We start from the raw sequence: 26,204 nt of genomic DNA on the forward strand, positions 1-26,204 counted from the left end.
GTAGAAAGAAGCAGGATTAGGCTTTCTTTAAAGTCATGAGAATTATGGAGAAGATTGATGGACGGTGGTATTGTTGCTAATGAGCATTTTGAAGCAATTCAAACCCTTTTAAATAAACAGCGGGAAAGCTACCTTCAAGAAGGTTTTGTGAGTGCCGCAGTTAGAATTGACCGTCTCAAGCGTGCAAAAAATCTTGTTCTAAAATATAAAGATGAACTGTTAGATGTCATCAACGAAGATTACGGAAATAGATCTAAAGAAATTGGTCTTGTGACAGACGTTATGGCCGCAAATGGTGCACTTGCAGATGCCATTAAAAATGTTAAAAAATGGATGAAGCCCGAGAAAAGGGGGTTGATGTTTCCCCTTGGGTTGCTCGGTGCGCGGGCCCAAGTGAATTATCAACCAAAAGGGGTGATGGGTATCATTACGCCGTGGAATTTTCCTCTGACAATGATTTTTGTACCTCTAGCTCAAGCTTTGGCAGCAGGAAACCGGGTTATCATTAAACCTTCAGAGCATACGCCAAAGACGTCAGATTTTATTCAGAAGATCATCTCAGAATCCTTCGACGAGACTGAAGTCGCTGTTTATACAGGCGGTGTTGAAGTCTCTCAGGCCTTTGCATCGCAGAACTGGGACCATTTAATGTTCACTGGCGCCCCGGTTGTTGGCAAACTGATTATGCGGGCAGCAAGTGAAAATCTTGTGCCTGTGACCCTTGAGTTAGGCGGAAAGTCACCTGTTCTAGTCTCACGTGGGGCAGATCTTAAGATGGTTGCTGAACGTGTTGCTACATGGAAAATGACAAACGCAGGCCAAATCTGTCTCACCGCGGATTATATTAATTTACCAGAAGATAAGAAAGATGAATTCATTGAGGTCTATAAGCAGACGGTATCTGAGATGTTCCCAACGCTTTTGGAAAATGATCAATATACGTCTATCATTACAGAACGTCACCGTGATCGGATGCATGGCTATCTAAAAGAATGCGAAGACAAAGGGGCCACAGTTCATACCATTAATCCAGCAAAAGAAGACTTTTCTCAGCAGCCAGAAGGCATGAACAAAGTGGCACCTGCAATTATTGAGGGTGTGGACGATAGCTTTAAAATTATGCAGGAAGAGATTTTCGGGCCGCTTCTTCCCATTCGGACATATTCTAAATTTGAAGAAGTGATTGATTATGTGAATGATCATGAAAGACCATTGGCGATTTATTATTTTGGTACGGATAAGGCTGAGATTGAAGTCGTTTCACATCACACCACGTCTGGCGGGTTAACAATTAATGATTGTGTATGGCACGGTGCCCATGAAACTCTCCCTTTTGGTGGTGTCGGCAATAGTGGAATGGGACGTTATCATGGATTTGATGGATTTAAAGAGTTTAGCCATCACAAGCCTGTTTTGAAGCACCCTGCAAAGATAGGCATCAACAAGTTGTTAGGTATAGTCCCACCTTATGGGGCAACACTGAAGCGCACAGCGAAGATGGAATTGAAAAAATAGTCTTATTCCATAGTTTTTAGTAAAAGGAGTGTTGGTATGGCAACTCAAGAAGAAGTTATAAAATTTTTGGAAAAATCTTACCCGCACTTGCCAGTTTCTATAAGATCTATCCAACAAGGCACAGCTACAATAGCCATGGAAGTTGGCAGTTCTGCTACCTTACGCCCCGGCGGTACGGTAAATGGGCCCACTATGATGATGATGGCTGATGTTGCACTTTATATTGCCATACAAGGGATGGGAGAGCTCACCTTAATGGCAGTTACAAGCAGTTTGAACTTTAATTTCTTAAGGCGCCCCAGCCCAGATGCAGCCTTAATTGCTGAAGCAAAAATATTGAAGATGGGCCGAAATCTTGCTGTGGGGGAAGTGACAATTTTTTCTGAAGGAGATACGGCGCCCGTTTGCCACGCCACAGGCAGCTACGCATTACCGCAGAAAAGTTCCTAAACAAAAAGATTATTTTTCGTGAACCCGCAAGAGGCCTTCTTGCTGAATGCTTGCGACCAATGTGCCATCTCTTGTGAATATATGCCCGCGCCCTAAAGCTCTAGCGCCGCCAGTCCATGTACCTTCTATGGCGTTAAACATCCATTCATCTACTCTAAAGTTTCGGCTATGAAGATGAAGCGCATGATCAAGACTGCAGATGTTTTTTATCCGGGGATCGAAAGGGACAAAACCATGAGGCCTAAAGGTTCCTGCAATAAGGCCCATGTCAGAGAGATAGGCTAGCAACCTGATATTGTTTTGCCGGTCATCATCCCCGTCGTACCGCAGCTTAAACCAGAACCCACCGTGGATATCTTTGGGTTTTGGGTTAAGTATTTCGACCCGATCATAGGAACGCATTTCGAATGGAACAAGTGGTTTTTCAATGCGTTTTCTGAGCGGTTCGGCTTTCGGGCCCATTTGATCGATAACATGATGGTAATAGGCATGATCATCAATTAATTCTTCCGGAGGCGGGACATCAGGCATCTTTACTTGATGCTCTAGACCTGTTTCTTCAATATGAAAGGACATGATCGCTGTAAAAATAGCGTCTCCATTTTGGATTGCATTTACCCGGCGGGTACAAAAGCTGCGGCCATCACGGATCGGATCAACTTCATAGATGATTGGAATTTCACTATTGCCGAGACGCATGAAATAAGCATGCATGGAATGCAGTTGATATTGAGATTCTACAGTGCGTTGACAGGCATCTAAGGATTGTCCAATCACATGACCACCGTAGACATGTTTATTGGGCCATTTATTTGGAATGCCTTTAAATAATAATTTATCTAACCGTTCTAATTCTAGACCATCAATCTGTTTCTGGTAATGCGCATCAACCATATAATGTTACTCTTTAATCTCTTCTTCATCACAGTGTATTCTATAATATTCTCGAACACCAGTTCTGTTAATTGCATGAGCCGACTGTAATGGTGCGGGAGGCGTTTGATCAAGCGATTTAAGCCAAATGTTGCCCTGTAAGCGCCACAATAAGGCGCTGGCTTTAATGATGAAATCAAGCAACATTAAGCTATACATGATCCAAAGAGGCCAACTGTTTAGCACGCAAATATATCCAAGAATGACTCTGGCTCCTATGGTGCCGATAAGTGTTGCCATCATGGGGAATCGCGTATCACCTGCACCCCGAAGTGTTCCACCAACAGCAAATTCGATGGCCATGAGTGGTTGGCAAAGAGCAAGGATAACAACAAACATTTGAGCGTGGGCAGCCACAGCAGGATCATCCGTTAAGAGATAGCTTAGTGGCTCTCTAAATAAACCAAAAACAAGAGCCAAAAATGTCATACAGAGAAGAGCCATTTTAAGGGCAACATAACCTGATTGACGCGCTTGATCTGGCTCGCCAGCGCCGATACGTTGTCCCGAGAGTGTCGCGCCTGCAGACCCAAAAGCTATACCGATGACAATACAAACACTTAGAATATTTATGCCAATTCCATAAGCAACAAAAGCTTCCGTGCCATAAGAAACAAGTAGAGCCATAACAATGATTGATCCTATTTGTATGACATATTGTTCTAAAGCTGAAGGAATGCCTATTTTCGCTAATTTTTTGAACCGTATTGGGCAAAAAAGATAGTCCCAATTCGGTTTGATTTCGTGTTTTCCTTGGGCCCAAATGATGAAGTAAAGGGCAGTAATCCCCACTTGCGCAACACAAGCGCCAACTGGAATTCCAAGAGGCCCAAGGGCTGGTAAACCAAAGGCTCCCATAGTGAAGCCATAGGCCATTACAATATTGCTGACACTGGATACAGCCATGATTTTAAGAGGCCTAAGCACATTGCCAATGGCTCTATAATTGGTTGATAATGTAAGATTCACTGCATAGATGACACAGAGGCAAGCTATGGGATACATCATCGTCGTTGTTGTTGCGATAAGAGAAGGGTCGTCACTAAAGATACTGGCAATCTGTTCGGCGAAAAGAAACACAGGGGTCGCTATCGCTAGGGCGATAATGAAAGAGAGACCGATTGAGCTTGTTGCAGCTTTATTTGCCTCTTCATAGTCCTCAGCACCCCATGCCCTTGCTACTAGAGCTGTTGTGGCAACTGACAGAGCCATAGCCGCAGCCATCAGGAGGAAGTTAACCCGTGTCGCAGAAATGACTGCAGCACTGGCATCTGCCCCTAGAGGGGCTACAATATACATATGAGCGATCATTGTTGAGACCGCAAGCATATTGCTAACAATATTGGGGGCAGCAAGCTTCCAAACTGTTTGATAGGGGAAAGACTTCATAAGGTCCTGATTTCTATTCTATTTTAATTCTATTCATGAATACCATAGAGCCCTTCATAAAGCACATAGTTTATTTCTCATAAGATTATGCTTGATTTTGCGGTGCAAAAAGCCATTATCACCATGAATTTTAATTAGTTTTGGAGGAAAGTATGACTAAGATTGTGGACATCAATGAACTTGAAAATTTTGTTGGAGAAGTTACGGGAACCAGTGAATGGTTTCAAGTTACTCAAGATCAAATTAGCCTGTTTGCGGACGCGACACACGATCATCAATTTATCCATATTGATCCAGAACGCGCGGCAGATACTATGTTTGGCAGTACCATTGCGCATGGATTTTTGACGTTGTCTATGCTGTCACATCTTGCCATAGATTGTATGATAACAATCCCAGATCCTGAAATGGTGATTAATTATGGACTTGATACAGTGCGGTTTATGTCGCCGGTAAAGGTCGATAAGCGCATCCGAGCGGTCTGTAAACTCGTAGATGTACAGGTGAAGGGCGCTGGAAAACGTGCGCTTTGCAAATATGATATATCGATAGAAATTGAAGGCGAGAAACGTCCAGCCATGAATGCAGAGTGGCTGATGATGTTTATGGCGAAGAAAAAGTAATAGTATCATTAATTTGAGTAACTTAACCTAAAAGTAGGTTGGTCCCATTTGTTTAAGGAGGTATTTTATGTCTGAAATTCGTTATGACGGACAAGTCGCTATTGTCACGGGTGCAGGTGGAGGGCTTGGACGCTCTCATGCGCTAGAGCTTGCCAAACGTGGCGCGAAGGTTGTTGTAAACGATCTTGGGGGGGCTGTTGATGGATCGGGTGGATCTGTTTCTGCAGCTCAGGCAGTCGTTAATGAAATTGAAGCTTTAGGCGGCGAAGCTTTGGCCCATGGTGCCAACGTTCTTGAGCGTGAACAAGTTGAAGACATGGTTGCTAAAACTATAGAAAAGTGGGGACGCATTGACGTTCTTATCAATAATGCGGGTATTTTGCGGGATAAGTCATTCGCTAAGTTAGAGATGAGTGATTGGGACCTTGTCACAGGAGTTCACCTCACAGGCACAGCCAACTGTACACGAGCAGTCTGGCAAATTATGCGAGATCAAAATTATGGACGTATAGTTGTGACATCTTCTTCTTCTGGTATGTATGGAAATTTCGGCCAGGCAAATTACGGGGCTGCTAAGTTGGGCGTGGTTGGTTTAATGAATACACTCTGTCTTGAGGGTGCAAAAAATAACATCCATGTTAATACTCTTATTCCTGTTGCTGCGACACGCATGACAGAAAGCTTGATGCCTCCTGAGATGCTTGAGTTATTAAAGCCAGAATTGGTGACACCAGCCGTGATTTATCTTGCTTCAACAGAGGGGCCAAATAGAACAGTTCTCTCTGCCGGTGCAGGGGCTTACTCTCGTGTTGTCATTCAAGAAACCGAAGGGGTTGCTTTCCTTGAAGAAGACGCAACTGCAGAAAATATTGCGGCGAACTGGGGGACAATTGATGATCACTCAACGCTTAAAGAGTTAACGGCGGGCAATGAACATACGATGAAATGTGTTCAGATGGCGTCTAAAATCCGGTCTTAACGTGAGTTTCCACATAGGGTCTTTAAAAGCGGTGTTTTTACATCGCTTTTTTTATAAATTTGGCAAACTAGACTAATCAGTCTTGTATTTAGAAAATAGTCTGGCTAAAAGTAAAGAGTGGAAGTTAGGGAATCATAAGAAATGCAGTCTTTGAAGCTACTTGTTGGATCAAAAGCTCAGGAAATAATCCGTCGAAACGGAGGGTTGTTTTCCGATCAGGTGCGTCTGGTTCTTGGAGCTTCAGGGGGGCCTAAATGGCTGATTTTAAGAGGGCTGGACGATTATATTTTCGGAGATTGGCTTTTGAAAAGCCGAACACCAAAAGATTTACTTGGTACAAGTATTGGTTCTATGCGCATGACGGCAGCATGTACTGACGATCCGAAAGAAACCTTTAATGACCTCCTAAGGGTCTACTGCGAAATGAAGTATTATAAAGAGCAAACCTACCATGATTGGACAGCGAGTGCTTATGATTTTTTTAAAGAGATTTTTACAGACAGCCGCAGGAAGGCCATTGCCAATGGAAAAGATCGCCGCCTAAATATCATTGCAACACGATGCCGTGGATTGGCGGGTCATCCAACTTCCTTGTTTTTGAATATCGTAGGCCTTACAAAGGCTTACGCGCAGAATTTGGTTGATCGTAAGCATTTATCTAAAACATTTGATCGTGTGATTTATTCGATAGAAGAAAGTGGTTTACCGCTTGATCATTTGCAAGAATTTAACATGCTTCAGGGGCGAATTGTTTCGGACAATGTTGTGGATATTTTGATGGCTTCAGGATCAATACCGGGGGTTTGGGAATCTGTTGTCGATATTCCACATGGTCCTAAAGGGACAATGCGGGATGGGGGGATCACAGATTATCACTTTGATAATAAATGGGTTTTGGGAGAAGATGAAGTTGTTCTCTATCCACATTTTTATCAACATATCGTCCCCGGATGGTTTGACAAAAAACTCAAGAGGCGTCGCATGTCTGGATCAAATTGGGATAATGTGGTGATGCTTGCTCCTTCGGATGAGCTGGTTGCGTCTTTACCAGGTGGTAAGATTACAGATCGCACTGATTTTACAGCCTATTCAAATGATCAACGCTTGAAAGTTTGGAACCACGTTATTGACGCGGGGTATCGAATGGCAGACGAATTTCAAAATCTTGTCGAAAATTCAGAGTGTCTCATTGACCGAATGGAATTACCGACTTAGTTTAATAGTAGAGAAGTAATAGCTTGGGAAGGCTTGGGAAGTAGTATGAATATTGAGAACGGCGTCTATAAAAGCGCGTTAGAGTATGGACAAGAGGATAGACTTTGCAACACGCTTGGTGAACTTGTTGATTTAATTGTTGAAGAACATAAGGACAATAAAGCCTTTAGTTGCGTCTTGCCAACAGGGCATGTTGCTGACATGACTTACGCAGAATTGGGTCGGGCTTCTGATGCACTTGCATGTTATTTGAGACAGGATTTGGGCCTAGAGCGCGGTGACACAGTTGCTCTTATGTCGCCTAATATTATGTCTTATCCCATTGTTGCTTTTGGCGTGTTCAAAGCAGGTCTTAAATTGACAAATATTAACCCTTTATACACGTCTGAAGAGGCCAATCACCAGCTTAAAGATAGCCAAGCTAAAGTCATGTTTGTGATCGATGTCTTTGGGGATCGGTTAGCTAAAGCGACAGAGGGGTCAAATGTAAGTGAAGTTGTCTCTTTATCCCTAACAGATATGTATTCATGGGTACCCAGAACTCTTTTGAATTTTGCACTGAAATATTTGAAGAAAATCATACCAACACCAACTGTTTCATTCTGTGATAGTTTTATGGGGGCTTTAGTAAAAGGCCAAAAACATATGAATGCGGGCAAATGTGTTAAAGACTTTCGAGACGGGCAGACCGCAGATGAAACGGCTGTTTTCCAATATACTGGGGGAACGACAGGAAAATCAAAAGGCGCTGAGCTTACTCATGATAATTTGGTTTCAAACATCTCTCAAGCAAACAAAAAGAATTTAGATGTTCTTAAAGATGAAGATCATACATTGATGTTGGTTCTGCCGCTTTACCATGTTTATGCCTTTGCCGTTGGTTTTGTCTCAAGTTTGAAAACTGGGACGCATATTGTGCTCGTGCCAGTACCGAGACCCATGTCAAACATTAAGAAGGTTTTTGATAAATTTGACATTTCTGTCTTCCCTTCAGTCAATACACTTTACCTTGGGTTGCTGCATGAACCGTGGTTTCGTGAAAATCCGCCAAAATCTTTGAAATATTGTTTCTCTGGTGCTGCTCCTCTTCAACCCGCTGTTGCTCAAGAATGGAAAGAGTTCACGGGCTGTGACATTTACGAGGGATATGGTTTAACAGAAGGAACTTGTATTGTCTCATCTATGGATTTCAAAGCTGCTCCCGTTAAAGGCAGTGTAGGTCAACTTATTCCAGGAACCAGTGCCCGAATTGTAGACAATGGTAAAGACATGCCGATCGGTGAGAAGGGCGAATTATGGCTGGCTGGCCCTCAAATTATGAAAGGCTACCTCAATAGACCAGAAGTGAATGCGGAAAGTTTTGAAGGAGAGTGGCTCAAGACCGGAGATGTGGCTCAATTTGATGAAGAAGGCAATCTTTACATTGTTGATCGAATTAAAGACCTTGTCATTGTCTCTGGATTTAATGTTTTTCCAACAGACTTGGAAGCATGCATGACTCAATTTGAGATGATTGATGATGCGGCAGTTGTTGGGGTGCCTGATGATGAAACCGGAGAGCGATTAATTGCTTATGTGATCCCAAAAGGAGAAGGGGTCACAGCCGAGGCTATCATCGAAGAATGCCGAAAACACCTGACAGGATATAAGGTACCAAAGACCATACGCTTTGTTGATGAAATGCCAAAGTCACCTGTGGGCAAGGTTTTACGCAGAGAATTGCGTGACAAAGCGATTGCTGAGGAGTGCAAATAGATGGACCTCAATCTGAAAGGAAAGAAAGTCATCGTAACAGGCGGGACCCGTGGTATTGGGGCTGCTATTGTTGACCTTTTCCTTTCTGAAGGGGCGGAAGTGGCTTATTGCGCACGAAGTGCAGATCAGGTTACTGAAACGGTGAAGGCGCATCAACAAAAAGGATGTGTTGTCTACGGAGCCGCTGTTGATGTGAGTGATAAACAAGCCTATTTGGCCTGGCTTAGGAAGGCCGTTGATGACCTTGGCGGCCTAGATATCCTGGTTCCAAATGTAAGTGGAGGAGCTCAGCCAGGCCTTGAAGGTTGGGAAAGTGCCTTCTCAATAGATCTGATGGCATCAGTTATGGCATGTGAATCGATGCTTGAAGTGCTTTCAAAGTCGTCTTGTGGAGCCATAACAGTGATAACAACCATTAGTGGGCTCGAGCAAACAGGCGGCCCGTCCGCCTATGGCACGCTCAAAGCAGGTCTTGTAAGTTATTGTGGTCAGTTAAGTGAACTGGCTGGTGCCCACGGCGTTAGAGTGAATTGTGTATCACCAGGCCCAATCATGGTGAAGGATGGGTTTTGGGGGCAAGCGGAAGGGCAAAACCCAGACATGGTTGCTCAAGTCAAAGCACGCCATCATTCTGGGCGATTAGGGACGCCTGAAGAGGTTGCAAATGCTGTCGTTTTTCTCTCATCTCCTCAAAGCAGTTGGATAACGGGCACCAATCTCATCATTGACGGCGGTTTTACGAAACGTATTCAATTTTAAGAGTTGAAAAAGCCATTTCTGGAAGTTCTATATAGATAGTGTAGGTAAGAACAATTAGTTCTTGCACTCAGTTCGTTCGATTCCTACTATGTTTTATCTTATTATTTGATGTAGAAATGTTCATGGCATATAAAAAATGGCTTAAATTTATTGGTATCATTGTCTTTGGTGTTCTCGTTTGTACTTTTGGCAGTGCTTATCTTATTTCTGTTCACGGATTTGAGTGGCAATTCTACATTTTTGTATCGACAATGTTAGTGAGTAGTATCCTTCTATATAATACAATGGCCATACATGCAGAGTTCCTTACAGCGGATAATCTCTCAGCCGTTGAATTTGAAACACTTGAAACCGATTTAGCAAAAAGCTTAGAGAGTAAGAGACGTGTTGATGCTTTATTGAAAGAGCAAAAAAAATCATTTGCAAAGTTAGCGAATGAGCTTGCTAAAGCTAGGGATACAGCAGAACAGGCCTCTATTGCAAAGTCAGAATTTTTAGCCACGATGAGTCATGAGATTAGAACCCCTATGAATGGTGTTCTGAGTATGATTGATTTCCTTATGGAGACAGATCTGACCGAAGAGCAACAGGAAATTGCTGATACATTGAAACATTCCGGTGAGAGTTTATTGACAGTTATTAATGACATCTTGGATATTTCAAAACTTGAGGCCGGAAAAATATCAATCGAAAACCAAGCTTTTGATTTACAGTTAAATATTCAGCAAACCGCAGACTTCTTTCGTTTGAAAATGAGGGAGAAAGGACTGTATCTTACTTTTGATATTAAAGAAGATATTCCGGCATACTTTGTCTCTGATGTTACAAGAATTAGACAAATTCTCTTTAACCTGGTTGGAAATGCGATCAAATTCACTGAAGAAGGGGGAATTACAATTTCTGTGACAAAAGTTGCAGAGCTTGCTGACGATCGTATGTCGCTGAAATTTGAAGTCAAAGATACAGGGATTGGTATCGCACCTGATGCACAAGACGCTTTGTTTGAAAAATTCGCACAAGCTGATGCCTCGACCACCCGCCGATACGGGGGGACAGGATTGGGACTTGCTATTTCAAAGCAATTGACGGAGCTGCTTGGAGGCGAAATTGGCCTAGAGAGTAAACCTTATGAGGGCTCAACTTTCTGGTTTACGATCGAGGGCGGGGTCAGCAGCGGTGAAAATATTCAAGCACCTCAGCTACTGTCGTCCTTTCATCAGGCTGAATTCGATTATAAAGTTAAAAAACCACTGAAGATCTTAGTGGTTGATGATAATCAGATTAATCTGAATATTCTTTTCCGAATATTAAACAAAGGCCACGAATTAGCCAGTGCTATGAATGGGGCAGAAGCCTGTACATTGGTTGAGAATATGAAGTTTGATTTGATCCTAATGGACGTGCACATGCCCGTACTTGGGGGAGTTGATGCTGTCAAATGGATCAGAGCAATGGAACCTGAGATTGCCTCAGTCCCAATCATTGGATGTACAGCAGATGCATTTCCAGATCAGATTGAACGATTTAAGAAAATTGGTATGAATGATGTGGTGACAAAACCGATTAATAAACGGGTCTTACTCGATATTATTAATTCTGTCATGGAGCAGGAAGTTTTCGAAATTCTTTCAATAGATCCCCCCTCAGACTCTATCAGAAACATAGAAAAGCAGTCTAAAACTACTGCGGTGAAGTCCAAAAAAACTGAAGAGGATCTGATGGCAGATCTACTGGATGAATTATAAGGAGCACCGACGTATACTCCTCAATGAAAAAGGCGGGTTCCATTCCCGCCTTTTTGTTTACCCAACTGATTACTGACCGTTTATGAAAGAGCGGATGTCATCATTAAGTTGTTTGAGACTTGGATGGTGAATATACATCATGTGACCGGCTGGATAGTATGTGTATGTGACGCGGGCAGGATCAATGCCGCTGCGGTCAAGTGCATATTCAGCACCAAGCAGAGGTGTCGCAAAGTCATAATAACCTGCTGCATTAAATACCCTTAGGTCTTTATTACCCCGCATGGCTTTTCCAATGAACTGGGTCACATTCATATATGGCTCGCGCCACATGCCTGTGCCAATCTTCCAATTCCAGCTACGAACACCGCCAATGATTGTATATTCGCGATCAGGATTGAATTTTAAGCGGTCGCGAACCCAGTGATTCAGTGCTGCAGTATAACCACCATCAATGCCGTAAAAACTAGGGTCAATTTCAGGCCTTTCGCTGTTGCCAACTACTTCCTTACCTTTGAAACGACTGTCAAGGCGACCAACAGAGTAGCCTTCGTCCCTTAGAAGCTCACGGTTGAATTCTTGGTAATGGACACGGAGATTAGCCAACTCTAGATAGCGTTTGCTGAGACCCGTAAACTTCATAAGGCCTTTTAAGATTTCTTCTCTTTTTTTCCCTTTAAGTTTACTGCCAAGAAGGAGAGCAGGTGCATAGTCTTCTACTGCAAATTGTCTGGCTTGCTCTACAAAATCAGCAAGCGGAACACCTCCACCAGCTTTTCCGTGATATTGTGCGGTTGCAGCCATGGTGGGGAGTGCCGTCATATAAGCAAGCTCTGCACCTTCTGCATAGGCATAGACACTGAAATCAAGGATCGTTGAGATGAGAATAATCCCGTTTATAGAAACATCGTCATACCGTCCTTCTAAGGCATTAATCAACATGGCTGATCGTGTGGTACCGTAACTTTCGCCGCCTATATATTTTGGGCTATTCCAGCGACCATTGCGGCGCAGCCACGTTCGAATAAAAGTGGCGACAGAAGCGGCATCTTCACGAAGACCCCAGTAAGTTTTACCTTCACCGTCCCCCACTGTGTGTGAAAAGCCAGTCCCAATAGGGTCAATAAAGACCATATCAGTAACGTCAAGCAAGCTATCATTATTGGCTGCTATGTTAAAAGGCGCCGCGCCGTCATCCTTTGCATCGCTAGGTAGAATAATTTTTTCAGGTCCCCAGGCCCCCATATGTAACCAAACAGAACTTGATCCCGGTCCGCCGTTATAAAAGAAAGCGACAGGGCGTTTAGAAGTGTCCTTAACACCGTCTTTTGTATAAGTAATAGAAAAGAGTTTGGCGTCAGGCTGTCCGTCCTTGTTTAAGGTTGTGTATTGAGCCGTCGCTGTATAATTAACTTTCTTCCCTTTAATAGTCACAGAATGCTTAGTGATCGATTTATCTTCAATGGCTTGCGTTGTTTTCGTTGAATCAGCTACTACCGAACCACTGAAAGCAAGAGCAATGAAGCATGCAATTATATTCTTCATAAAATCCCCCTTTAGATGAGTTCTAATTAATCTATAAGGTTTACGGATTAGGTCAAGAAAGACCTTTGTATATTATAGAATATAACGAATATTAACGATCAGTATTAGAACCTATAAGTCAGGGCACTGATCACAGTAAAGCTGTTGTTTTTGTCCACGATAGGGCTAAGCTTAGCGCCTTTCTGAAGAAAGTTTGCATTTGCGATGAGGCTTAGGCGCCATTTATCAGAGAGTTTTTTTAAGTAAAAGAGGGACGCTGTGTACTTTTCAAGATTAGAGTCTGGTGTGTAAGCCATTAAGCCACTTGCTTGTGTATTTTCAGGGCGAATTTGATAAAAGCTATTCATATAGCTCTGATCCGCAAGGCGAGTACCTATACTGACATTAAAAATATCCTCATCTAAGCGTAATCCAAAGCCGAGGTTCAGGTCCAAATAAGCACCTTCATGCCCTGAAGCGATATCTTTCGCTGCAATTGCATTTAAAGAAAACCCATACAACTTAAAAGACCCAAACAAGCGCGCTTCAACGGCCATACTGATATCTGGCAGACCTGGAAAGTCTTCTGCATCTCTGTTTTGAAAGTTTGGGGCAATAGACCCACCAAATTCATACCCAAAACCAGGATTGCCGTATTTAACAAGATAGCCGCCAACGCCTTGTGGGACGTTTAAAAAGAAACGTTCACCGTAACGAATATCAATATAGGGTATGACTCGGGCTTTATAGGAGGAAGAACCCATATATTCTGGAGAAATAATACTTCCAACACCCATATCAAGTGTCCAATGTGTATTATTGTTATCCTCAGAGATACTAGGAAAACTGAAGAAAAAACCGATGACAAGAACAAGTTTTGAGTGCTTAAAGTATTTATTCGTATGTAGAGCTGTCATAAATATTTCCTGAAAAGCCTTTGTTATCTTTACCTAATTCTTTTTACGTGCTTATTCGGAAATGGATCAAAATCTTTAGATCTCTTTGTACCGCCTAACGCTTCAAAAAATAAATTTACAGGGCAATAGAAAAAAAATATAAAAAATCTACATCTTAACCCTTGAACTAAAGGCCTGTTCCTCTTAGATAACATTCACGCATTAGCACTCAAAGTTGGAGAGTGCTAATACCGATAATTAATTTATTTGTTCAACAGTAAATTGGGAGAAAGAAGATGGCTCTACGTCCACTTCATGACCGCGTTTTAGTAAAGCGCTTAGAATCTGAAACAAAAACAGCAGGCGGAATTATTCTTCCTGACAGCGCACAAGAAAAGCCTTCTGAAGGTGAAGTTATTGCTGCAGGCAACGGTGTTAAGACTGAAGACGGCAAAATTGTCGCTCTTGATGTCAAAGCAGGTGACAAAATTCTTTTCGGTAAATGGTCTGGCACAGAAGTTAAAGTTGACGGCCAGGATCTACTGATCATGAAAGAATCTGACATTATGGGTATTATCGAATAATCGATTTCCCACTCTACTTAAGTAAAATAAAAATTATAGGAGACCTTCAATGGCTGCTAAAGACGTACAATTTGGTGAAGACGCTCGCAAACGCATGCTTGCAGGTGTTGATACACTAGCAAATGCTGTAAAAACTACCCTTGGTCCTAAAGGCCGTAACGTTGTTCTTGATAAATCTTTTGGTGCCCCGCGCATTACAAAAGACGGCGTTTCTGTTGCAAAAGAGATCGAACTTAAAGATAAGTTTGAGAACATGGGCGCTCAGATGATCAAAGAAGTTGCTTCACGCACAAATGATGTCGCAGGTGACGGCACAACAACATCAACAGTTCTCGCACAGGCGATTGTTCGCGAAGGCATGAAATCTGTTGCTGCTGGCATGAACCCAATGGATCTTAAGCGCGGGATCGACCTTGCGACTTCTGCTGTTGTAGAAAACCTTAAAGGTCGTTCTAAAGACATCACAACAAACGAAGAGATTGCTCAGGTTGGCACAATTTCCGCAAACGGTGAAGTTGAAGTTGGTCGTATGATTTCTGAAGCTATGGAAAAAGTTGGCAAAGAAGGCGTTATTACTGTTGAAGAAGCTAAAGGTCTTGATAGCGAATTAGACGTTGTTGAAGGCATGCAGTTTGATCGCGGTTATCTCTCTCCTTATTTCATCACAAATAGTGAGAAAATGACTGTTGAGCTTGAGAGCCCACTTATTCTACTACACGAAAAGAAGCTTTCTAACCTTCAGCCAATGCTTCCTCTTCTTGAGAAAATTGTTCAAAGCTCGCGTCCGCTTCTGATTATTGCAGAAGACATTGAAGGCGAAGCCCTCGCTACGCTGGTTGTGAATAAGCTGCGCGGTGGCCTGAAAATTGCTGCTGTTAAAGCACCAGGCTTTGGTGATCGTCGTAAAGCAATGCTTGAAGATATTGCTATTCTAACAGGTGGTCAGGTGGTTTCTGAAGAGCTTGGTATCACTTTAGAAAATATGGAAATGGAAATGCTGGGTACAGCTAAATCTGTGAACATTACCAAAGACGACACAACTGTTGTAGACGGTGTTGGCGAAGCGGATGATATCAAAGCGCGCTGTGATCAGATCAAAGCGCAAATCGAAGCAACCTCGTCTGATTATGATCGTGAGAAACTTCAAGAACGTCTTGCTAAGCTTTCTGGCGGTGTTGCTGTCATTAAAGTCGGCGGTGCAACTGAAGTTGAAGTGAAAGAACGCAAAGACCGTGTTGATGATGCTCTTCATGCAACACGTGCCGCTGTGGAAGAAGGAATTGTTGCCGGTGGTGGTACAGCTCTTCTTTATGCAGTTCATGCTCTTGAGAATGTAACAGGTGAAAATGACGATCAGGATAAAGGCGTCAATATCATTCGTCGTGCTCTTGAAGCTCCAGCTCGTCAAATTGCTGAAAATGCAGGTAAAGATGGTGCAGTTGTTGCAGGAAAAATGCTAGATCAAGGTGATGTTAACTTTGGCTATGATGCGCAAAACGATCAGTATATTGATCTTGTAGGCGCAGGGATTATTGATCCAACTAAAGTTGTTCGTACAGCTCTTCAAGATGCCTCATCTATCGGTGGTCTGATGGTTACTACAGAAGCAATGGTTGCTGAAATCCCAGAAGATAAAGCACCTGCTATGCCTCCTATGGACGGCGGCATGGGCGGCATGGGCGGCATGGGCGGTATGGGCTTCTAAGCCAGCCGACACAGCATTCAATGCAAAAAATCAAAACCATCAGCCACTATGGCTGGTGGTTTTTTTATTGACAGAATTAACTTTTTGTCACATTAGTGTCGCGAAATTGAGACATAGAAGACATCAAACTATGACACATAATACTCATCAAATGGCCCGTACAAAAGTATGTGATGCCAGTAAAGGCTGCAAAAGCAAGCTCCGACGATCATTCTTTGATTGTTAGAACCAACGTTTTTGTATACCGCCACAGCTATGTGGCAAAGATGCCCAAGGGGCATATGATGGATGAGTGTGATGTTTATTTCTGCACAACAATGGGCCGATACGGCTAAAATCGAAACTTTATTGGATTGTGTTTTTGGCAAAGAGCGGATCTCTAAATCTTCTTACAGTCTTCGGCGCAATATTGAACCCGTTCGGGGTTTGAGTTACGTCTTTAGAAATAGAGAAGAAATTTTGGGGACGATACGGTTTTGGCCCGTTTTTCTACAAGATTTTATGACTGGCAGTATGGATAAGGTTTTACTTCTAGGACCTCTTGCTGTTTGCTCAACGCTGCAAGGCCAGGGGGTTGGGACAGCCCTTATCAGGAAAGGGCTTACCGCAGCAAGGTTTCAAGGATATCATAGGATCGTTCTTGTTGGGGATAAGGACTATTATGCCCGATTTGGATTTAAGCCTGTGGAGCCAAATCGAGTTAAAATGCCCAATGGAGAAGACGCTGAGCGGTTGTTATATCTAGACTTGCGTCAGGCCAGTGACCTGCCTGAACTGGGGGCTTTGGTGCCCTATGCTCCCTTGGAAAGTGGAGGTCAAGAGACTGCAGACTGTCACCAGAAGGGAAAATGGCCATTTGCACGGCTTGCCAGTTGATATCTTTCTCTCTTAGTCCTACATTTGAGAAAGATTGTAGGAATTATAATGAGCCAATTAGAAGATATACTCAAAGCTTTAGAAGGACAGAGGCATCCGCCTGTCCATTTATGGAATCCTGACTATTGCGGAGAGATCGATATGGTAATCCATAAAGATGGGACTTGGTCATACATGGGAACCCCCATTGGACGACAAAGAATGGTAAATCTTTTTGCTAGCGTTTTAAGATTTGAAGAGAATGGCCGTTATTATCTGGTCACGCCTGTTGAAAAGATTGGAATTCAGGTTGAGGATGTTCCTTTTGTTACAACACTCATGGATATTTTAGACGAATCTGAAGGCCCAGCAATTCATTTTGAGACAAATGTAGGGGATAAAGTGATTGTTGATCAAGCACATCCCCTTGAGGTGTTATATCTTGAGGGCCGGGATGAACCCCGTCCATATGTGACAGTTCGATCAAACCTCAAAGCAAAAATTAATCGAGCAAACTTTTATGAACTCGTTGAAAATGCTGTCGAAGTTGAAAATAAACTTTGTGTCAATTCGAGAGGGGGCTGTTACAGCCTAGGAGATATCTCTGATGTATGATTGGATCAAAACAGCTGTTGCTCCTATGTCAGCAGGTCGGAAAGGGTTTCGAAGTGATTTCGACCTAAATCCTTCTGTGCGCGGGAAGACTGTTAAGCCGTTTCAAGGCCGTAAAGCTGCTGTTTTAGTACCTATAATCCATCGGGATGAGGGATATAGTATCTTGCTCACTCAACGGACAGATGATCTGCCTACTCATGCGGGGCAAGTGAGCTTTCCAGGGGGGAAAATAGATCCTGTTGACAGATCGGCTCAAGATGCCGCTCTAAGAGAAGCATGGGAAGAAATTGGATTGCAGTCTGATTATGTGGATATTATTGGCACACTTGATACTTATGAAACGAGTACGGGATTTGAAGTGTCGCCCTTTGTTGGGGTTGTCCAAGAGGGCTTTCTTTTAAATCCTGACCCTTCAGAGGTAGCGGAAGTATTTGAGCTACCTTTTGATGTTTTTCTAAATCCAGAGAATCATCAAATCCATAGTCGTGAATATCAAGGCATAGAGCGGTTTTTCTATGTGATACCATTTAAAGATTTTTATATTTGGGGGGCAACAGCAGCGATGTTGGTGAACTTTTATGAAATGTTAATGGCAGCACCGGTTCAGAAAAAGGCTTGAAGCCCCTTGTCAGGTAGCCCATATTAACCTGAACGACTGCATCTGGGAGATCTACATGTTTGCACTAATATTTCGAATTATACTATTTCTTGCTCCAATTTTAGTTCTCATTCTTTGGATCCGCTGGCGCATGATCAAAGTGCAAGACGGCGAAAATCTTGATCAGGAATTTAAGAAAGTCAGAAAATATATCCTTGGCCTTCTGTTGTTGATTGTTTTGGCTATCGTAGGATTGAAATTAACAGAGAATGAAACAGCCAATGCAGGGGCTCAATATATTCCGCCACGCCTAGAAGATGGGAAAGTCATTCCTGGGAAATTCAAAGACCCTAAGGAAGAAAACCAACAGGATGACGGTAAAGGCGGCTCAAGTAAAGACGGCTCAAATAAAGACGGCTCAAATAAAGATGGGCGCAAATAATAGCATTGGGGTCTATATGGAAAACCTAGTGCAGTTTTCATGGCTGAACACTCCCGGGGTGCAAAGGGTTTCACAAGCTCTGGGCGGAGAAAACCTTCGCTTTGTAGGAGGCTGTGTACGTGATTCATTGTTGGGAAGACCTGTTAACGATTTGGATGCCTGTACACCTTTTTCGCCCGATGAGGTTATGTCTCGGCTTCAGAAAGCAGATATAAACGTTATCCCGACTGGTTTAAAGCATGGCACGGTTACCGCCGTAGCATCCGGTACGTCGATCGAGATTACGACATTAAGACGGGATGTGGAAACGGATGGCCGTCGGGCTGAGGTGTCATTTACAGAAGATTGGTCTGAAGATGCAAAGCGCCGTGATTTTACAATAAATGCACTTTATCTGACTGTTGAGGGGGCAATTTACGACCCTGTTGGGGGGCTGGGTGATTTAAAGGAGTCTCGTGTTCGGTTCATTGGTAAGCCGCGGGAGCGGATCGGCGAGGATGCCCTCAGAATTTTAAGATTCTTTAGGTTTACCCTAGGATATTCTAATGGCCCGCCAGACCCTGAAGGTCTAGCAGCCGCTCTTGAAAAAATGGCCATGTTGAAAATATTATCAAAAGAGAGAATTAGAGATGAATTGGTGAAAATCTTAGAGCATCCTGATCCAAGCTCTATTCTTGATTTGATGAGAAAATCCGGGTGTTTTCCCTATGTATTGCCTGAAAAATTTTGGGTCTCTGTCCCGCTGAAACATATGAAGAATACAAATGCTAATGTACGATTTCTATCGCTCATACGTCGGGAAAAGAAGGTCGTAAAAGAAGCGGCTAAAATTCTACGGCTAAAAAATTCTACGCGAGCGCATTTACTGAATATCCTTGATTGCCAAGATGTCTTGAAGGAGGCCGTTACGCAGTATGGTTTACTATATTGCTTATATTATTTTGGTCGCCTTGCGTTGGAAGATGCGCTGATCCTGTGCGGCGAGGAATCTAAGGTGCATAAGCTCCCGCAAAGCCTGACATTTCCCCTCAAGGGTAAAGATCTTATAGAAGCCGGAAATCAGGCGGGACCAGTCATCGGAAAAATGCTCAAGGACCTTGAAATTGAATGGCTTAAATCTGAATGTAGGAAGACAAAAGAGCAACTTCTTAAGTTGGCTGCTGCGTATCCATCCATATGGTGAATGGCCCTTCGTTAGACAGGTTAACTTGCATGGAAGCTGCAAACTCTCCGGTTTCGACAGGCACACCTGCAGCTTCTAGTTTTTTACAAAATGAGTGATATAAGGCTTTAGCTGTTTCAGGATCTGCCGCTGCTGAAAATCCAGGACGATTGCCTTTCTTCCAGCTTGCAGACAGAGTAAATTGGCTGACCACGAGAGCAGCCCCCTGGATGTCCAGAATACTTAAATTGGTTTTGCCGTTTTCATCTGGAAATAATCGACATTTAGCTATTTTAGATGCTAAATATACTGCCTCATCTTCCGTGTCTCCGTCCATTGCACAGAGCAAAATCAAAAGGCCGCGCTCCGTTCGACCAATTTCCTTATGATCGACAATAACATTGGCATGGCTTACTCGCTGCAATAAAGCTCTCATACTTACTCCTAATCGAAATAACACATACACTGACGAGATAAAGCCACCAATGTGCCGTCTTCAGCGTGAATGGTGCCACTCTGTTGGCTATACCCGTGAGCAGCAGCATCTGCCTTATAGTCTATATAAAACCAACCAGATCCATCGATTTGTTCCATAGGGGCAACCACGTCAATCATCCATGTTAAACTTGAGATCACCATCTTTGACGTATAATAGCTCATGACGGCGGCTGGAGGGATATCAGCCAAGGCCAATATCGCAGGTAAAGGATTGCAATTTAAGGCCCCGTTATGTTTGACCCACATGCCCACGCGCCGCTCTTTCATCCCAGACATAGGAATACCGCCACCAGTCCAATGAATGTCAAAATTCACGAGGAAATTTGGTAAAGGGCTATGTTGAATTAAACGACGTTCCATCACCGCTGCAGAGTCTCTTGCTTCTGCCTTCATTGGCAATTCATGAGGAATTGTTTCTCGGGTTTCTCTTGGAACGCCAAAAGCAGCCAGAGATTGAAAGCATAGTTGACCATCGGGCGCGATAATATTGGTAGAAAGTTGAGTGACATTTTTACCTTCCCGCGCCTTATTCGTTTCAATGGAAAGTTTTTCTGCAGGCGTTGGGGCGACAAAGGATCCCATAAAAGAACGCAGGGTGCGCTTGTCCTCAATTTGCTGGTGCATATGCTCGCAAGCAACAGCGGCAACAAGGCCACCAAAACCGGTTCTTCCTTGCAGCCAATTTTGGCTCAATTGAACATAATTTTCTGGAATTGTTGCCATAATATCTTTTATGGGTAAATCAGAATCGATCATTATATGTCTCCGAAATTTATTCTAAATTAGACCCGTAGGTTTGATAATTCAAGAGCGCTCTCGGTTTAACTGGTTGATTGCACTGTAATGATAAAAGTATTGCCGTATAAATTAATTTTAGCCTTTAAATTATTGTTATACAGGGATTTTTGCAAGGCTTGTCTTAATTGACTGATTGAAAGACCACTGTCATATCTGAGGATGTAATGGGTATTCTTCCGCTTTATAGTTCTGACCGTCAGGGACCGCATTTTATCCAGTGTTTTTAGGTCAGCCTCTAAGATTTCAAACAGCGCAGGTGTAATGTTGATAAATTCTACGCCGTAAATTAAGCTTTCGAAAATATCCTGAGGTATGTCTTTTCGTGAACTGGATTGCTGAGGAGATTCTGCTTTTGTTAAAGGCTCTTTTGATGCAGAATCAGACGGCTGTTCTGGGAGAATATGGGCTGAAATATACTGGGCGAGGACTTGACTTTGTTCTTCAGCCATTTGAATGAGAGTGCGGGTTTCACAGTATCCAGTACAAGCGCCCGTGAGTGTTGTTTGTTGTTCTCTCACACCAAAAGATGAAACAATTTTTCCAGTAGAGACTGTGTAGATCTCGGCGGTTGTCTTGATTTTCAGTGTCTTGTTTCGACCAAGGTGACGCGAGGTTCCTTTGACAGATACAAGGATTAGCTGTCCAATGCCTTGCTGTTTAAAAAGACGGAGTCGGTTGAGAATATCAATTTTGGATCCATACCGCTGGGTTTGTAGAGACTGAACATTGATGAATTTTTTTGCAAGATGTTGACTGAGGGCTGCTGAACTTCGGCTTTCAAGAAGTGTTTTTGGCGGCAACCCTGACTCTTTGGGAACAGGACCATTATAAAGGCTTACCACGGCATAGCTTGAGGGAAGGGCAGTAGAAGAGTTGGGCCCTTCGCTTTGGCAAGCGACAAGAACGATTGAGAGAAGACAGAGCGTGAGTAATTTTAAATCAAACATCGTCCATTCCTAATTGCGAGCTTTCAGAAACCATCTTTAATAGTGTGTTTATATAGACGTTGCTTCAAGAAGAAAGTCAAGAATAGCGATACGGCCATGCTTGGTATCCCAGAATATAGGATATCCGTAAGAGAATTTTCCTATATTCTGGATAGTCTAGTATATTTTAGAAAAAAAAGTCATCTTGCGTAATACTTGTGGCCTGGACATCTTCAAGAGTTATAGAATTCCCATTGCCGTCATAGATGACTGTATTTGCATCCTCTTGTCGTATGGTGAGATCGTCAAATTTAAGACCACTCCATGCAAGATCCAGCATATCTTCACCATCCTCGAAGTCAGTGATCACATCATCGCCCCACGGACTGTAGAAAGAAAATTTATCCTCTCCAGTCCCGCCTTCTAGAGTGTCATTGCCGCCGCTGCCTTTAATGACATCATCGCCTGCACTGCCTTTGATATGATCGTCACCTTGGCTGCCGAAGATGCGTGTCTTTTCTTCATAGCCTTCATTTATGCCTTGATCCACTTGAATCAGAGTTATGCCGTCCAATTCTACATTGCTGAAATCATAGGTATTTCCTGAGGCGAGAGTGATTGTCGTACTCTCTGCTGCAGTGCCATCAATTTTTTCAATATTTCTTAGGTCATCGATGCGAATGTCAGTAGGCCCATCATTTGTTACCACGATTTGATCATAGCCAGACCCCCCATCATAACTGTTGAATAGATCAAACTGACTGCCATCTGCCCCAGTGATCAAAATACGATCCTCTCCAAAGCCCGTAGAGATGGTGTCACTCCCATAGTTGTCATAGACATCATCGTCTCCAGCGCCTGCATTGATGATATCATTGCCGGGGGTGCCAAAGAGTGTGTCATCGCCGTCAGTTCCTGGGATATAATTAACTGTATCTTGTGTACTCATTACTTTACTCCATAAAATAGTTAGGAATACGTGTATATACTAAACTAGGAATAGAATAAAGGCGTAATGATATACTTTTTAGTTTTATAGGGGCAGTCCTTCCCCGAGAGAGGCTGTTTGGCGAGAAGTGTAAGGGGATCGGTAAAAGCTTACTAAGCGCGTTAAGGGGATAATGATCAGGCCGGTTATTGAAAGGATTACACAGAATAGTCTTAAGAGAAGAAACCGCGACTGAGAGGATCAAAAATGCTGCGAACAGCATGGCTCCCTGCAGAAGGCAATGATTTTTGTATTCTGAATGTTTTGGGAGGAGAGTGGTGCCCGCACTCGGAATCGAACCAAGGGCCTGATGATTACAAATCAACTGCTCTACCATCTGAGCTATACGGGCATTCCAACAATCGGAATTGCTTGTCAAAGGCGCTGTGCCCTGAAAGCTCGCGCTGTATAGAACAGCTTTTTAAAAGGTGCAAGAGGAAAAAATAAAAAAATGAAAAAATTTTATCTGATTCATTTTTCAGAAGCGAAAAGAGTCATAAAAAGAGTGTCTAAACCAGAAAAATTACGATGAAACGTTTCACCTCAGCCGTCTTGCGATCAACGGTTTGTCAAATGCGGTGGGCTGATATTGTATTATGACTTGAGCAGACATATATTAAGTGTGTAGCCAAGAGGTGAGAGACAAACTTCATCCAAGAGCAACCGACAGTTAAATATAAAGAGCATTTAAAAGCTCACGCCATAAAAGTATAATAAAGAGGATAGAACCATGTTTACAACTTTTGCATCGCTGAACCTAGAAGGTAACGCAACACGATCAGCATTTGCTGGTAGTTTTTCAAGCCGTCGCAATCGTCGTCAAAGACGCGCTAAAGGCTAGAGAATACGAATTGGGTGGTGGCTGAAGATTTCCCGATCTGCATTTCCTCCCTCCCTTACGGGAAATAAAGAAGCCACTAGTCAGAAGCCGAGTTAACAGCTTATACCGGATATATCCCCCCTGTACTTATCCGGTTCCTTCCCTGAGAGCTGCTAACTCGGCTTTATTATTTTTGACAACGCAGGTGCTCAGTTTCTTAATTTTATTTGCAAATATTTTATGCGCTCAGTACATAGATCTTATGACCGATTTATTCACAGCAGCAGAAATTCCCTTAAACAGTGGTCCGGATTGGTCGGCCGAACTTGCCATGCAGAAACGCGCGGGCACGGGCTTTGTTATCGGTGTCGATGAAGTGGGGCGAGGGCCTCTTTCAGGGCCTGTGGTGGCGGCTGCCGTAATTCTTGATCCACAATCCATTCCCTCAGGTCTTAACGACAGTAAAAAATTAACCGCAAAGAAGCGAGACTATCTTTACGATCTTTTGTTAGACTCTGTTGTCGATTATTCAGTTGCGGAAGTTTCTGTAGAGGTGATTGACGAGATTAATATCCTGCAAGCATCTATGCTAGCTATGAGGAAAGCTGTAGACCCTTTATCAGAAAAAGCAATCGGTGTCTTAGTGGATGGAAATAAAAATCCTGGCTTTAATCCGGCCCTGCCAACAGAAACGCTTGTGAAAGGGGATGGACGCTCGCTTTCAATTGCAGCCGCTTCTATTTTGGCTAAAGTCTACCGAGATCGATTGATGCAAGACCTTGCCAAAGACTATCCGGGCTATGGCTGGGAGACGAATGCTGGCTATGGCTCTCAAAAGCATCGAGATGCATTAAGGACTTTAGGCGTAACACCGCATCACCGAAAAAGTTTTTCCCCCGTGTCCGAGCTCTTGGCGAGTTCCCCCCAAACTTCTCCCTAAATAAAATACCACCACAGAAGCCTTTATCTATGATTTGGTTGTATCGATCGAGGCTTATGCGCCTTTAACGAGTCTGCCGTCGAGGAAATATTAAAAAAATCATATTTTTTTGAAAAAAATACGCAAAACACGATCTAGTGGGTCAGGATTCATCGGCACACTAGGTTTAGTAGGTGGGGATTCGTTATTGATTCCGATTCGGTCCTAAAAAGATGCATTTATTAGCCAACCTACTGATTCATAACAAAGAATCACTTGACGAAGAATCGGAAGCGACTCATAATGGCTTTCAGAAACGCGATGAACTATTCATAGAGAGATCATAAATGATCCAATTTATCGCGCATGCCGGGACGGAGTTGATTTTATGGCTAGTAAAGTAAAAAGCACTGCAAGAAGTAGCGCGATGAGTGAATTGCCCTTGAATAAAATTGTTCAGGGTAGCTGTGTTGATGTATTGAACAGTCTACCTGAAAAGTCTGTTGATGTGATCTTTGCGGATCCACCTTATAACCTTCAGCTGAAAGATGATTTGCATCGTCCGGATAACAGTAAGGTTGATGCAGTTACAGATAAATGGGATCAATTCAGCAGCTTTGCGGCCTATGATCAATTTACAAATGAATGGCTTGAAGCGGCCCGTCGCGTCCTTAAGGACACAGGAACAATTTGGGTGATCGGTTCTTATCACAATATTTTCCGTGTGGGCTATTCTATGCAAAATATCGGCTTTTGGGTCTTGAATGATATTGTATGGCGTAAATCGAACCCAATGCCGAATTTTAAAGGCACACGATTTACTAACGCACATGAAACAATGATTTGGGCGTCTAAGTCAGAGAATGCTAAGGGCTTTACCTTTAATTATGATGCAATGAAGGCGATGAATGATGACACACAAATGCGGTCCGACTGGGTCCTCCCAATCTGCGCGGGTAAAGAACGTCTGCAAGATGATGAAGGCAAAAAAGCGCATGCCACTCAAAAACCTGAAGCGCTCCTCTACAGGGTCATAATGTCTTCGACTAAGCCAGGAGACGTGGTATTGGATCCTTTCTTTGGGTCAGGGACAACAGGCGCCGTTGCGAAGAAGCTAGGCCGTAATTTTATCGGAATTGAAAGGGAAAGCCGTTATATCAAAGTGGCGCAGAAGCGCATTGACGCAATCAACCCACTTGAAGATGAAGTGCTTGGGTATACACAAGGTAAGCGGGCTGCACCGCGCGTGCCTTTTGGGTCTCTTATTGAACGCGGTATGATTAAGCCAGGTATGGTGCTGAAGTGCAGCAAAGGTAAATATTCTGCCAAAGTTAGAACAGATGGAACTTTAGTTTCTGATGATGTTAAAGGATCCATCCATCAGGTTGGTGCCAAAGTTCAGGGAGCCCCAGCGTGTAATGGTTGGACCTTCTGGCATATTGAAAATGAAGGTCAAATGATGAGTATTGATGTGTTTAGACAGCAGGTTAGAGCTGACATTAACTAAATAG

At 43.1% G+C, this 26,204-nt stretch carries 26 protein-coding genes and 1 tRNA gene; 18 read left to right on the forward strand and 9 right to left on the reverse strand.

Features of this window, described 5'->3' with window-relative positions; all coding sequences use genetic code 11:
- The first annotated feature begins 57 nt into the window (after positions 1–57).
- Both QGN29_RS10345 and QGN29_RS10350 read left to right on the forward strand, forming a co-directional pair.
- Positions 58–1,515, forward strand: coding sequence for a coniferyl aldehyde dehydrogenase (locus tag QGN29_RS10345; RefSeq protein ID WP_310797777.1), 1,458 nt, complete (start codon positions 58–60; stop codon positions 1,513–1,515).
- Positions 1,516–1,551: 36 nt separating this feature from the next.
- On the forward strand, positions 1,552–1,965 hold the full coding sequence (locus QGN29_RS10350) for a PaaI family thioesterase (protein WP_310797778.1): 414 nt from the start codon (positions 1,552–1,554) through the stop codon (positions 1,963–1,965).
- Positions 1,966–1,974: 9 nt separating this feature from the next.
- Here the strand turns inward: QGN29_RS10350 and QGN29_RS10355 are convergent, their stop codons facing one another.
- Positions 1,975–2,859, reverse strand: coding sequence for an acyl-CoA thioesterase (locus tag QGN29_RS10355; protein ID WP_310797779.1), 885 nt, complete (start codon positions 2,857–2,859; stop codon positions 1,975–1,977).
- Between the two features lie 6 nt (positions 2,860–2,865).
- A complete protein-coding gene (locus QGN29_RS10360; protein WP_310797780.1) occupies positions 2,866–4,287 on the reverse strand; it encodes an MATE family efflux transporter in 1,422 nt (473 codons plus the stop codon).
- Between the two features lie 152 nt (positions 4,288–4,439).
- Between QGN29_RS10360 and QGN29_RS10365 the strand changes: the two genes are divergently transcribed.
- The 6 genes from QGN29_RS10365 (at position 4,440) to QGN29_RS10390 (ending at position 11,363) form a co-directional block, all read left to right on the forward strand.
- Positions 4,440–4,910, forward strand: coding sequence for a MaoC family dehydratase (locus QGN29_RS10365; protein ID WP_310797781.1), 471 nt, complete (start codon positions 4,440–4,442; stop codon positions 4,908–4,910).
- A 67-nt stretch (positions 4,911–4,977) separates the two neighbouring features.
- Positions 4,978–5,889: an SDR family oxidoreductase gene (locus tag QGN29_RS10370; protein WP_310797782.1), complete on the forward strand. Its 912-nt coding sequence runs from the start codon at positions 4,978–4,980 to the stop codon at positions 5,887–5,889.
- A gap of 141 nt (positions 5,890–6,030) precedes the next feature.
- The gene (locus tag QGN29_RS10375) at positions 6,031–7,104 is read left to right on the forward strand and encodes a hypothetical protein (RefSeq protein ID WP_310797783.1); all 1,074 of its coding nucleotides are present in this window, start codon (positions 6,031–6,033) and stop codon (positions 7,102–7,104) included.
- A gap of 45 nt (positions 7,105–7,149) precedes the next feature.
- Positions 7,150–8,859, forward strand: coding sequence for an AMP-binding protein (locus QGN29_RS10380; RefSeq protein WP_310797784.1), 1,710 nt, complete (start codon positions 7,150–7,152; stop codon positions 8,857–8,859).
- Positions 8,860–9,618 carry an SDR family NAD(P)-dependent oxidoreductase gene (locus QGN29_RS10385; protein WP_310797785.1) on the forward strand — a complete coding sequence of 253 codons (759 nt, stop codon included), beginning with the start codon at positions 8,860–8,862 and terminating at the stop codon, positions 9,616–9,618. It abuts the gene before it with no gap.
- 122 nt (positions 9,619–9,740) lie between these two features.
- Positions 9,741–11,363 carry an ATP-binding protein gene (locus QGN29_RS10390; RefSeq protein ID WP_310797786.1) on the forward strand — a complete coding sequence of 541 codons (1,623 nt, stop codon included), beginning with the start codon at positions 9,741–9,743 and terminating at the stop codon, positions 11,361–11,363.
- 69 nt (positions 11,364–11,432) lie between these two features.
- Here QGN29_RS10390 and QGN29_RS10395 read toward each other — a convergent pair whose 3' ends face one another.
- Together QGN29_RS10395 and QGN29_RS10400 are read right to left on the reverse strand one after the other, a co-directional pair.
- On the reverse strand, positions 11,433–12,908 hold the full coding sequence (locus QGN29_RS10395) for a S10 family peptidase (protein ID WP_310797788.1): 1,476 nt from the start codon (positions 12,906–12,908) through the stop codon (positions 11,433–11,435).
- Positions 12,909–13,012: 104 nt separating this feature from the next.
- A complete protein-coding gene (locus QGN29_RS10400; RefSeq protein ID WP_310797789.1) occupies positions 13,013–13,804 on the reverse strand; it encodes a MipA/OmpV family protein in 792 nt (263 codons plus the stop codon).
- Between the two features lie 275 nt (positions 13,805–14,079).
- Here QGN29_RS10400 and groES point away from each other — a divergent pair, with 275 nt between their 5' ends.
- The 8 genes from groES to QGN29_RS10440 all read left to right on the forward strand — a co-directional run bounded on the left by groES (position 14,080) and on the right by QGN29_RS10440 (position 19,765).
- On the forward strand, positions 14,080–14,367 hold the full coding sequence (groES, locus tag QGN29_RS10405; protein WP_310797790.1) for a co-chaperone GroES: 288 nt from the start codon (positions 14,080–14,082) through the stop codon (positions 14,365–14,367).
- A 49-nt stretch (positions 14,368–14,416) separates the two neighbouring features.
- On the forward strand, positions 14,417–16,072 hold the full coding sequence (gene groL / locus QGN29_RS10410) for a chaperonin GroEL (protein WP_310797791.1): 1,656 nt from the start codon (positions 14,417–14,419) through the stop codon (positions 16,070–16,072).
- Positions 16,073–16,245: 173 nt separating this feature from the next.
- Complete coding sequence (locus QGN29_RS10415) at positions 16,246–16,407, forward strand: hypothetical protein (RefSeq protein ID WP_310797792.1); 162 nt, start codon at positions 16,246–16,248, stop codon at positions 16,405–16,407.
- Positions 16,370–16,948 (forward strand): GNAT family N-acetyltransferase, encoded by a 579-nt coding sequence (locus QGN29_RS10420; protein ID WP_310797793.1) that lies wholly within the window; start codon positions 16,370–16,372, stop codon positions 16,946–16,948. The genes QGN29_RS10415 and QGN29_RS10420 overlap by 38 nt, the downstream gene beginning before the upstream one ends.
- 48 nt (positions 16,949–16,996) lie before the next feature.
- Positions 16,997–17,542: a DUF1285 domain-containing protein gene (locus QGN29_RS10425; RefSeq protein ID WP_310797795.1), complete on the forward strand. Its 546-nt coding sequence runs from the start codon at positions 16,997–16,999 to the stop codon at positions 17,540–17,542.
- The gene (locus tag QGN29_RS10430; RefSeq protein WP_310797796.1) at positions 17,535–18,161 is read left to right on the forward strand and encodes a CoA pyrophosphatase; all 627 of its coding nucleotides are present in this window, start codon (positions 17,535–17,537) and stop codon (positions 18,159–18,161) included. The genes QGN29_RS10425 and QGN29_RS10430 overlap by 8 nt, the downstream gene beginning before the upstream one ends.
- A 55-nt stretch (positions 18,162–18,216) precedes the next feature.
- Complete coding sequence (locus tag QGN29_RS10435; RefSeq protein ID WP_310797798.1) at positions 18,217–18,582, forward strand: hypothetical protein; 366 nt, start codon at positions 18,217–18,219, stop codon at positions 18,580–18,582.
- A gap of 16 nt (positions 18,583–18,598) precedes the next feature.
- Positions 18,599–19,765 carry a CCA tRNA nucleotidyltransferase gene (locus tag QGN29_RS10440; protein WP_310797799.1) on the forward strand — a complete coding sequence of 389 codons (1,167 nt, stop codon included), beginning with the start codon at positions 18,599–18,601 and terminating at the stop codon, positions 19,763–19,765.
- Here the strand turns inward: QGN29_RS10440 and dtd are convergent.
- From dtd to QGN29_RS10465, 5 genes are all read right to left on the reverse strand, one after another.
- Entirely contained in the window at positions 19,731–20,180 is a 450-nt protein-coding gene (gene dtd, locus QGN29_RS10445) for a D-aminoacyl-tRNA deacylase (protein WP_310797800.1), read from the reverse strand. The genes QGN29_RS10440 and dtd overlap by 35 nt on opposite strands.
- A gap of 8 nt (positions 20,181–20,188) precedes the next feature.
- The gene (locus tag QGN29_RS10450; RefSeq protein WP_310797802.1) at positions 20,189–20,998 is read right to left on the reverse strand and encodes an acyl-CoA thioesterase; all 810 of its coding nucleotides are present in this window, start codon (positions 20,996–20,998) and stop codon (positions 20,189–20,191) included.
- A gap of 65 nt (positions 20,999–21,063) precedes the next feature.
- Positions 21,064–21,987 (reverse strand): hypothetical protein, encoded by a 924-nt coding sequence (locus QGN29_RS10455; protein WP_310797803.1) that lies wholly within the window; start codon positions 21,985–21,987, stop codon positions 21,064–21,066.
- Positions 21,988–22,153: 166 nt separating this feature from the next.
- A complete protein-coding gene (locus QGN29_RS10460) occupies positions 22,154–22,915 on the reverse strand; it encodes a calcium-binding protein (RefSeq protein WP_310797804.1) in 762 nt (253 codons plus the stop codon).
- Between the two features lie 315 nt (positions 22,916–23,230).
- Positions 23,231–23,306, reverse strand: a tRNA-Thr gene (locus QGN29_RS10465).
- A gap of 730 nt (positions 23,307–24,036) precedes the next feature.
- On the opposite strand from QGN29_RS10465, the gene rnhB reads away from it, so the two are divergent.
- Positions 24,037–24,714 carry a ribonuclease HII gene (rnhB, locus tag QGN29_RS10470; RefSeq protein WP_310797805.1) on the forward strand — a complete coding sequence of 226 codons (678 nt, stop codon included), beginning with the start codon at positions 24,037–24,039 and terminating at the stop codon, positions 24,712–24,714.
- A gap of 367 nt (positions 24,715–25,081) precedes the next feature.
- Complete coding sequence (locus tag QGN29_RS10475) at positions 25,082–26,200, forward strand: site-specific DNA-methyltransferase (RefSeq protein ID WP_310797806.1); 1,119 nt, start codon at positions 25,082–25,084, stop codon at positions 26,198–26,200.
- The last annotated feature ends 4 nt before the right edge of the window (positions 26,201–26,204 follow it).

This window comes from Temperatibacter marinus, from assembly GCF_031598375.1.
GTDB lineage: Bacteria > Pseudomonadota > Alphaproteobacteria > Sphingomonadales > Kordiimonadaceae > Temperatibacter > Temperatibacter marinus.

Bases quoted from the DNA above. Each gene is read 5' to 3' on its own strand.
- QGN29_RS10450 (WP_310797802.1), bottom strand. From the start codon at position 20,998: ATGATCGATTCTGATTTACCCATAAAAGATATTATGGCAACAATTCCA.
- QGN29_RS10455 (WP_310797803.1), bottom strand. From the start codon at position 21,987: ATGTTTGATTTAAAATTACTCACGCTCTGTCTTCTCTCAATCGTTCTT.
- QGN29_RS10420 (WP_310797793.1), top strand. From the start codon at position 16,370: ATGTTTATTTCTGCACAACAATGGGCCGATACGGCTAAAATCGAAACT.
- QGN29_RS10355 (WP_310797779.1), bottom strand. From the start codon at position 2,859: ATGGTTGATGCGCATTACCAGAAACAGATTGATGGTCTAGAATTAGAA.
- rnhB (WP_310797805.1), top strand. From the start codon at position 24,037: ATGACCGATTTATTCACAGCAGCAGAAATTCCCTTAAACAGTGGTCCG.
- QGN29_RS10350 (WP_310797778.1), top strand. From the start codon at position 1,552: ATGGCAACTCAAGAAGAAGTTATAAAATTTTTGGAAAAATCTTACCCG.
- QGN29_RS10460 (WP_310797804.1), bottom strand. From the start codon at position 22,915: ATGAGTACACAAGATACAGTTAATTATATCCCAGGAACTGACGGCGAT.
- QGN29_RS10435 (WP_310797798.1), top strand. From the start codon at position 18,217: ATGTTTGCACTAATATTTCGAATTATACTATTTCTTGCTCCAATTTTA.
- QGN29_RS10415 (WP_310797792.1), top strand. From the start codon at position 16,246: ATGCCAGTAAAGGCTGCAAAAGCAAGCTCCGACGATCATTCTTTGATT.
- groES (WP_310797790.1), top strand. From the start codon at position 14,080: ATGGCTCTACGTCCACTTCATGACCGCGTTTTAGTAAAGCGCTTAGAA.
- dtd (WP_310797800.1), bottom strand. From the start codon at position 20,180: ATGAGAGCTTTATTGCAGCGAGTAAGCCATGCCAATGTTATTGTCGAT.
- QGN29_RS10385 (WP_310797785.1), top strand. From the start codon at position 8,860: ATGGACCTCAATCTGAAAGGAAAGAAAGTCATCGTAACAGGCGGGACC.
- QGN29_RS10365 (WP_310797781.1), top strand. From the start codon at position 4,440: ATGACTAAGATTGTGGACATCAATGAACTTGAAAATTTTGTTGGAGAA.
- QGN29_RS10380 (WP_310797784.1), top strand. From the start codon at position 7,150: ATGAATATTGAGAACGGCGTCTATAAAAGCGCGTTAGAGTATGGACAA.
- QGN29_RS10440 (WP_310797799.1), top strand. From the start codon at position 18,599: ATGGAAAACCTAGTGCAGTTTTCATGGCTGAACACTCCCGGGGTGCAA.
- QGN29_RS10400 (WP_310797789.1), bottom strand. From the start codon at position 13,804: ATGACAGCTCTACATACGAATAAATACTTTAAGCACTCAAAACTTGTT.
- QGN29_RS10345 (WP_310797777.1), top strand. From the start codon at position 58: ATGGACGGTGGTATTGTTGCTAATGAGCATTTTGAAGCAATTCAAACC.
- QGN29_RS10395 (WP_310797788.1), bottom strand. From the start codon at position 12,908: ATGAAGAATATAATTGCATGCTTCATTGCTCTTGCTTTCAGTGGTTCG.
- QGN29_RS10375 (WP_310797783.1), top strand. From the start codon at position 6,031: ATGCAGTCTTTGAAGCTACTTGTTGGATCAAAAGCTCAGGAAATAATC.
- groL (WP_310797791.1), top strand. From the start codon at position 14,417: ATGGCTGCTAAAGACGTACAATTTGGTGAAGACGCTCGCAAACGCATG.
- QGN29_RS10370 (WP_310797782.1), top strand. From the start codon at position 4,978: ATGTCTGAAATTCGTTATGACGGACAAGTCGCTATTGTCACGGGTGCA.
- QGN29_RS10475 (WP_310797806.1), top strand. From the start codon at position 25,082: ATGGCTAGTAAAGTAAAAAGCACTGCAAGAAGTAGCGCGATGAGTGAA.
- QGN29_RS10390 (WP_310797786.1), top strand. From the start codon at position 9,741: ATGGCATATAAAAAATGGCTTAAATTTATTGGTATCATTGTCTTTGGT.
- QGN29_RS10430 (WP_310797796.1), top strand. From the start codon at position 17,535: ATGTATGATTGGATCAAAACAGCTGTTGCTCCTATGTCAGCAGGTCGG.
- QGN29_RS10425 (WP_310797795.1), top strand. From the start codon at position 16,997: ATGAGCCAATTAGAAGATATACTCAAAGCTTTAGAAGGACAGAGGCAT.
- QGN29_RS10360 (WP_310797780.1), bottom strand. From the start codon at position 4,287: ATGAAGTCTTTCCCCTATCAAACAGTTTGGAAGCTTGCTGCCCCCAAT.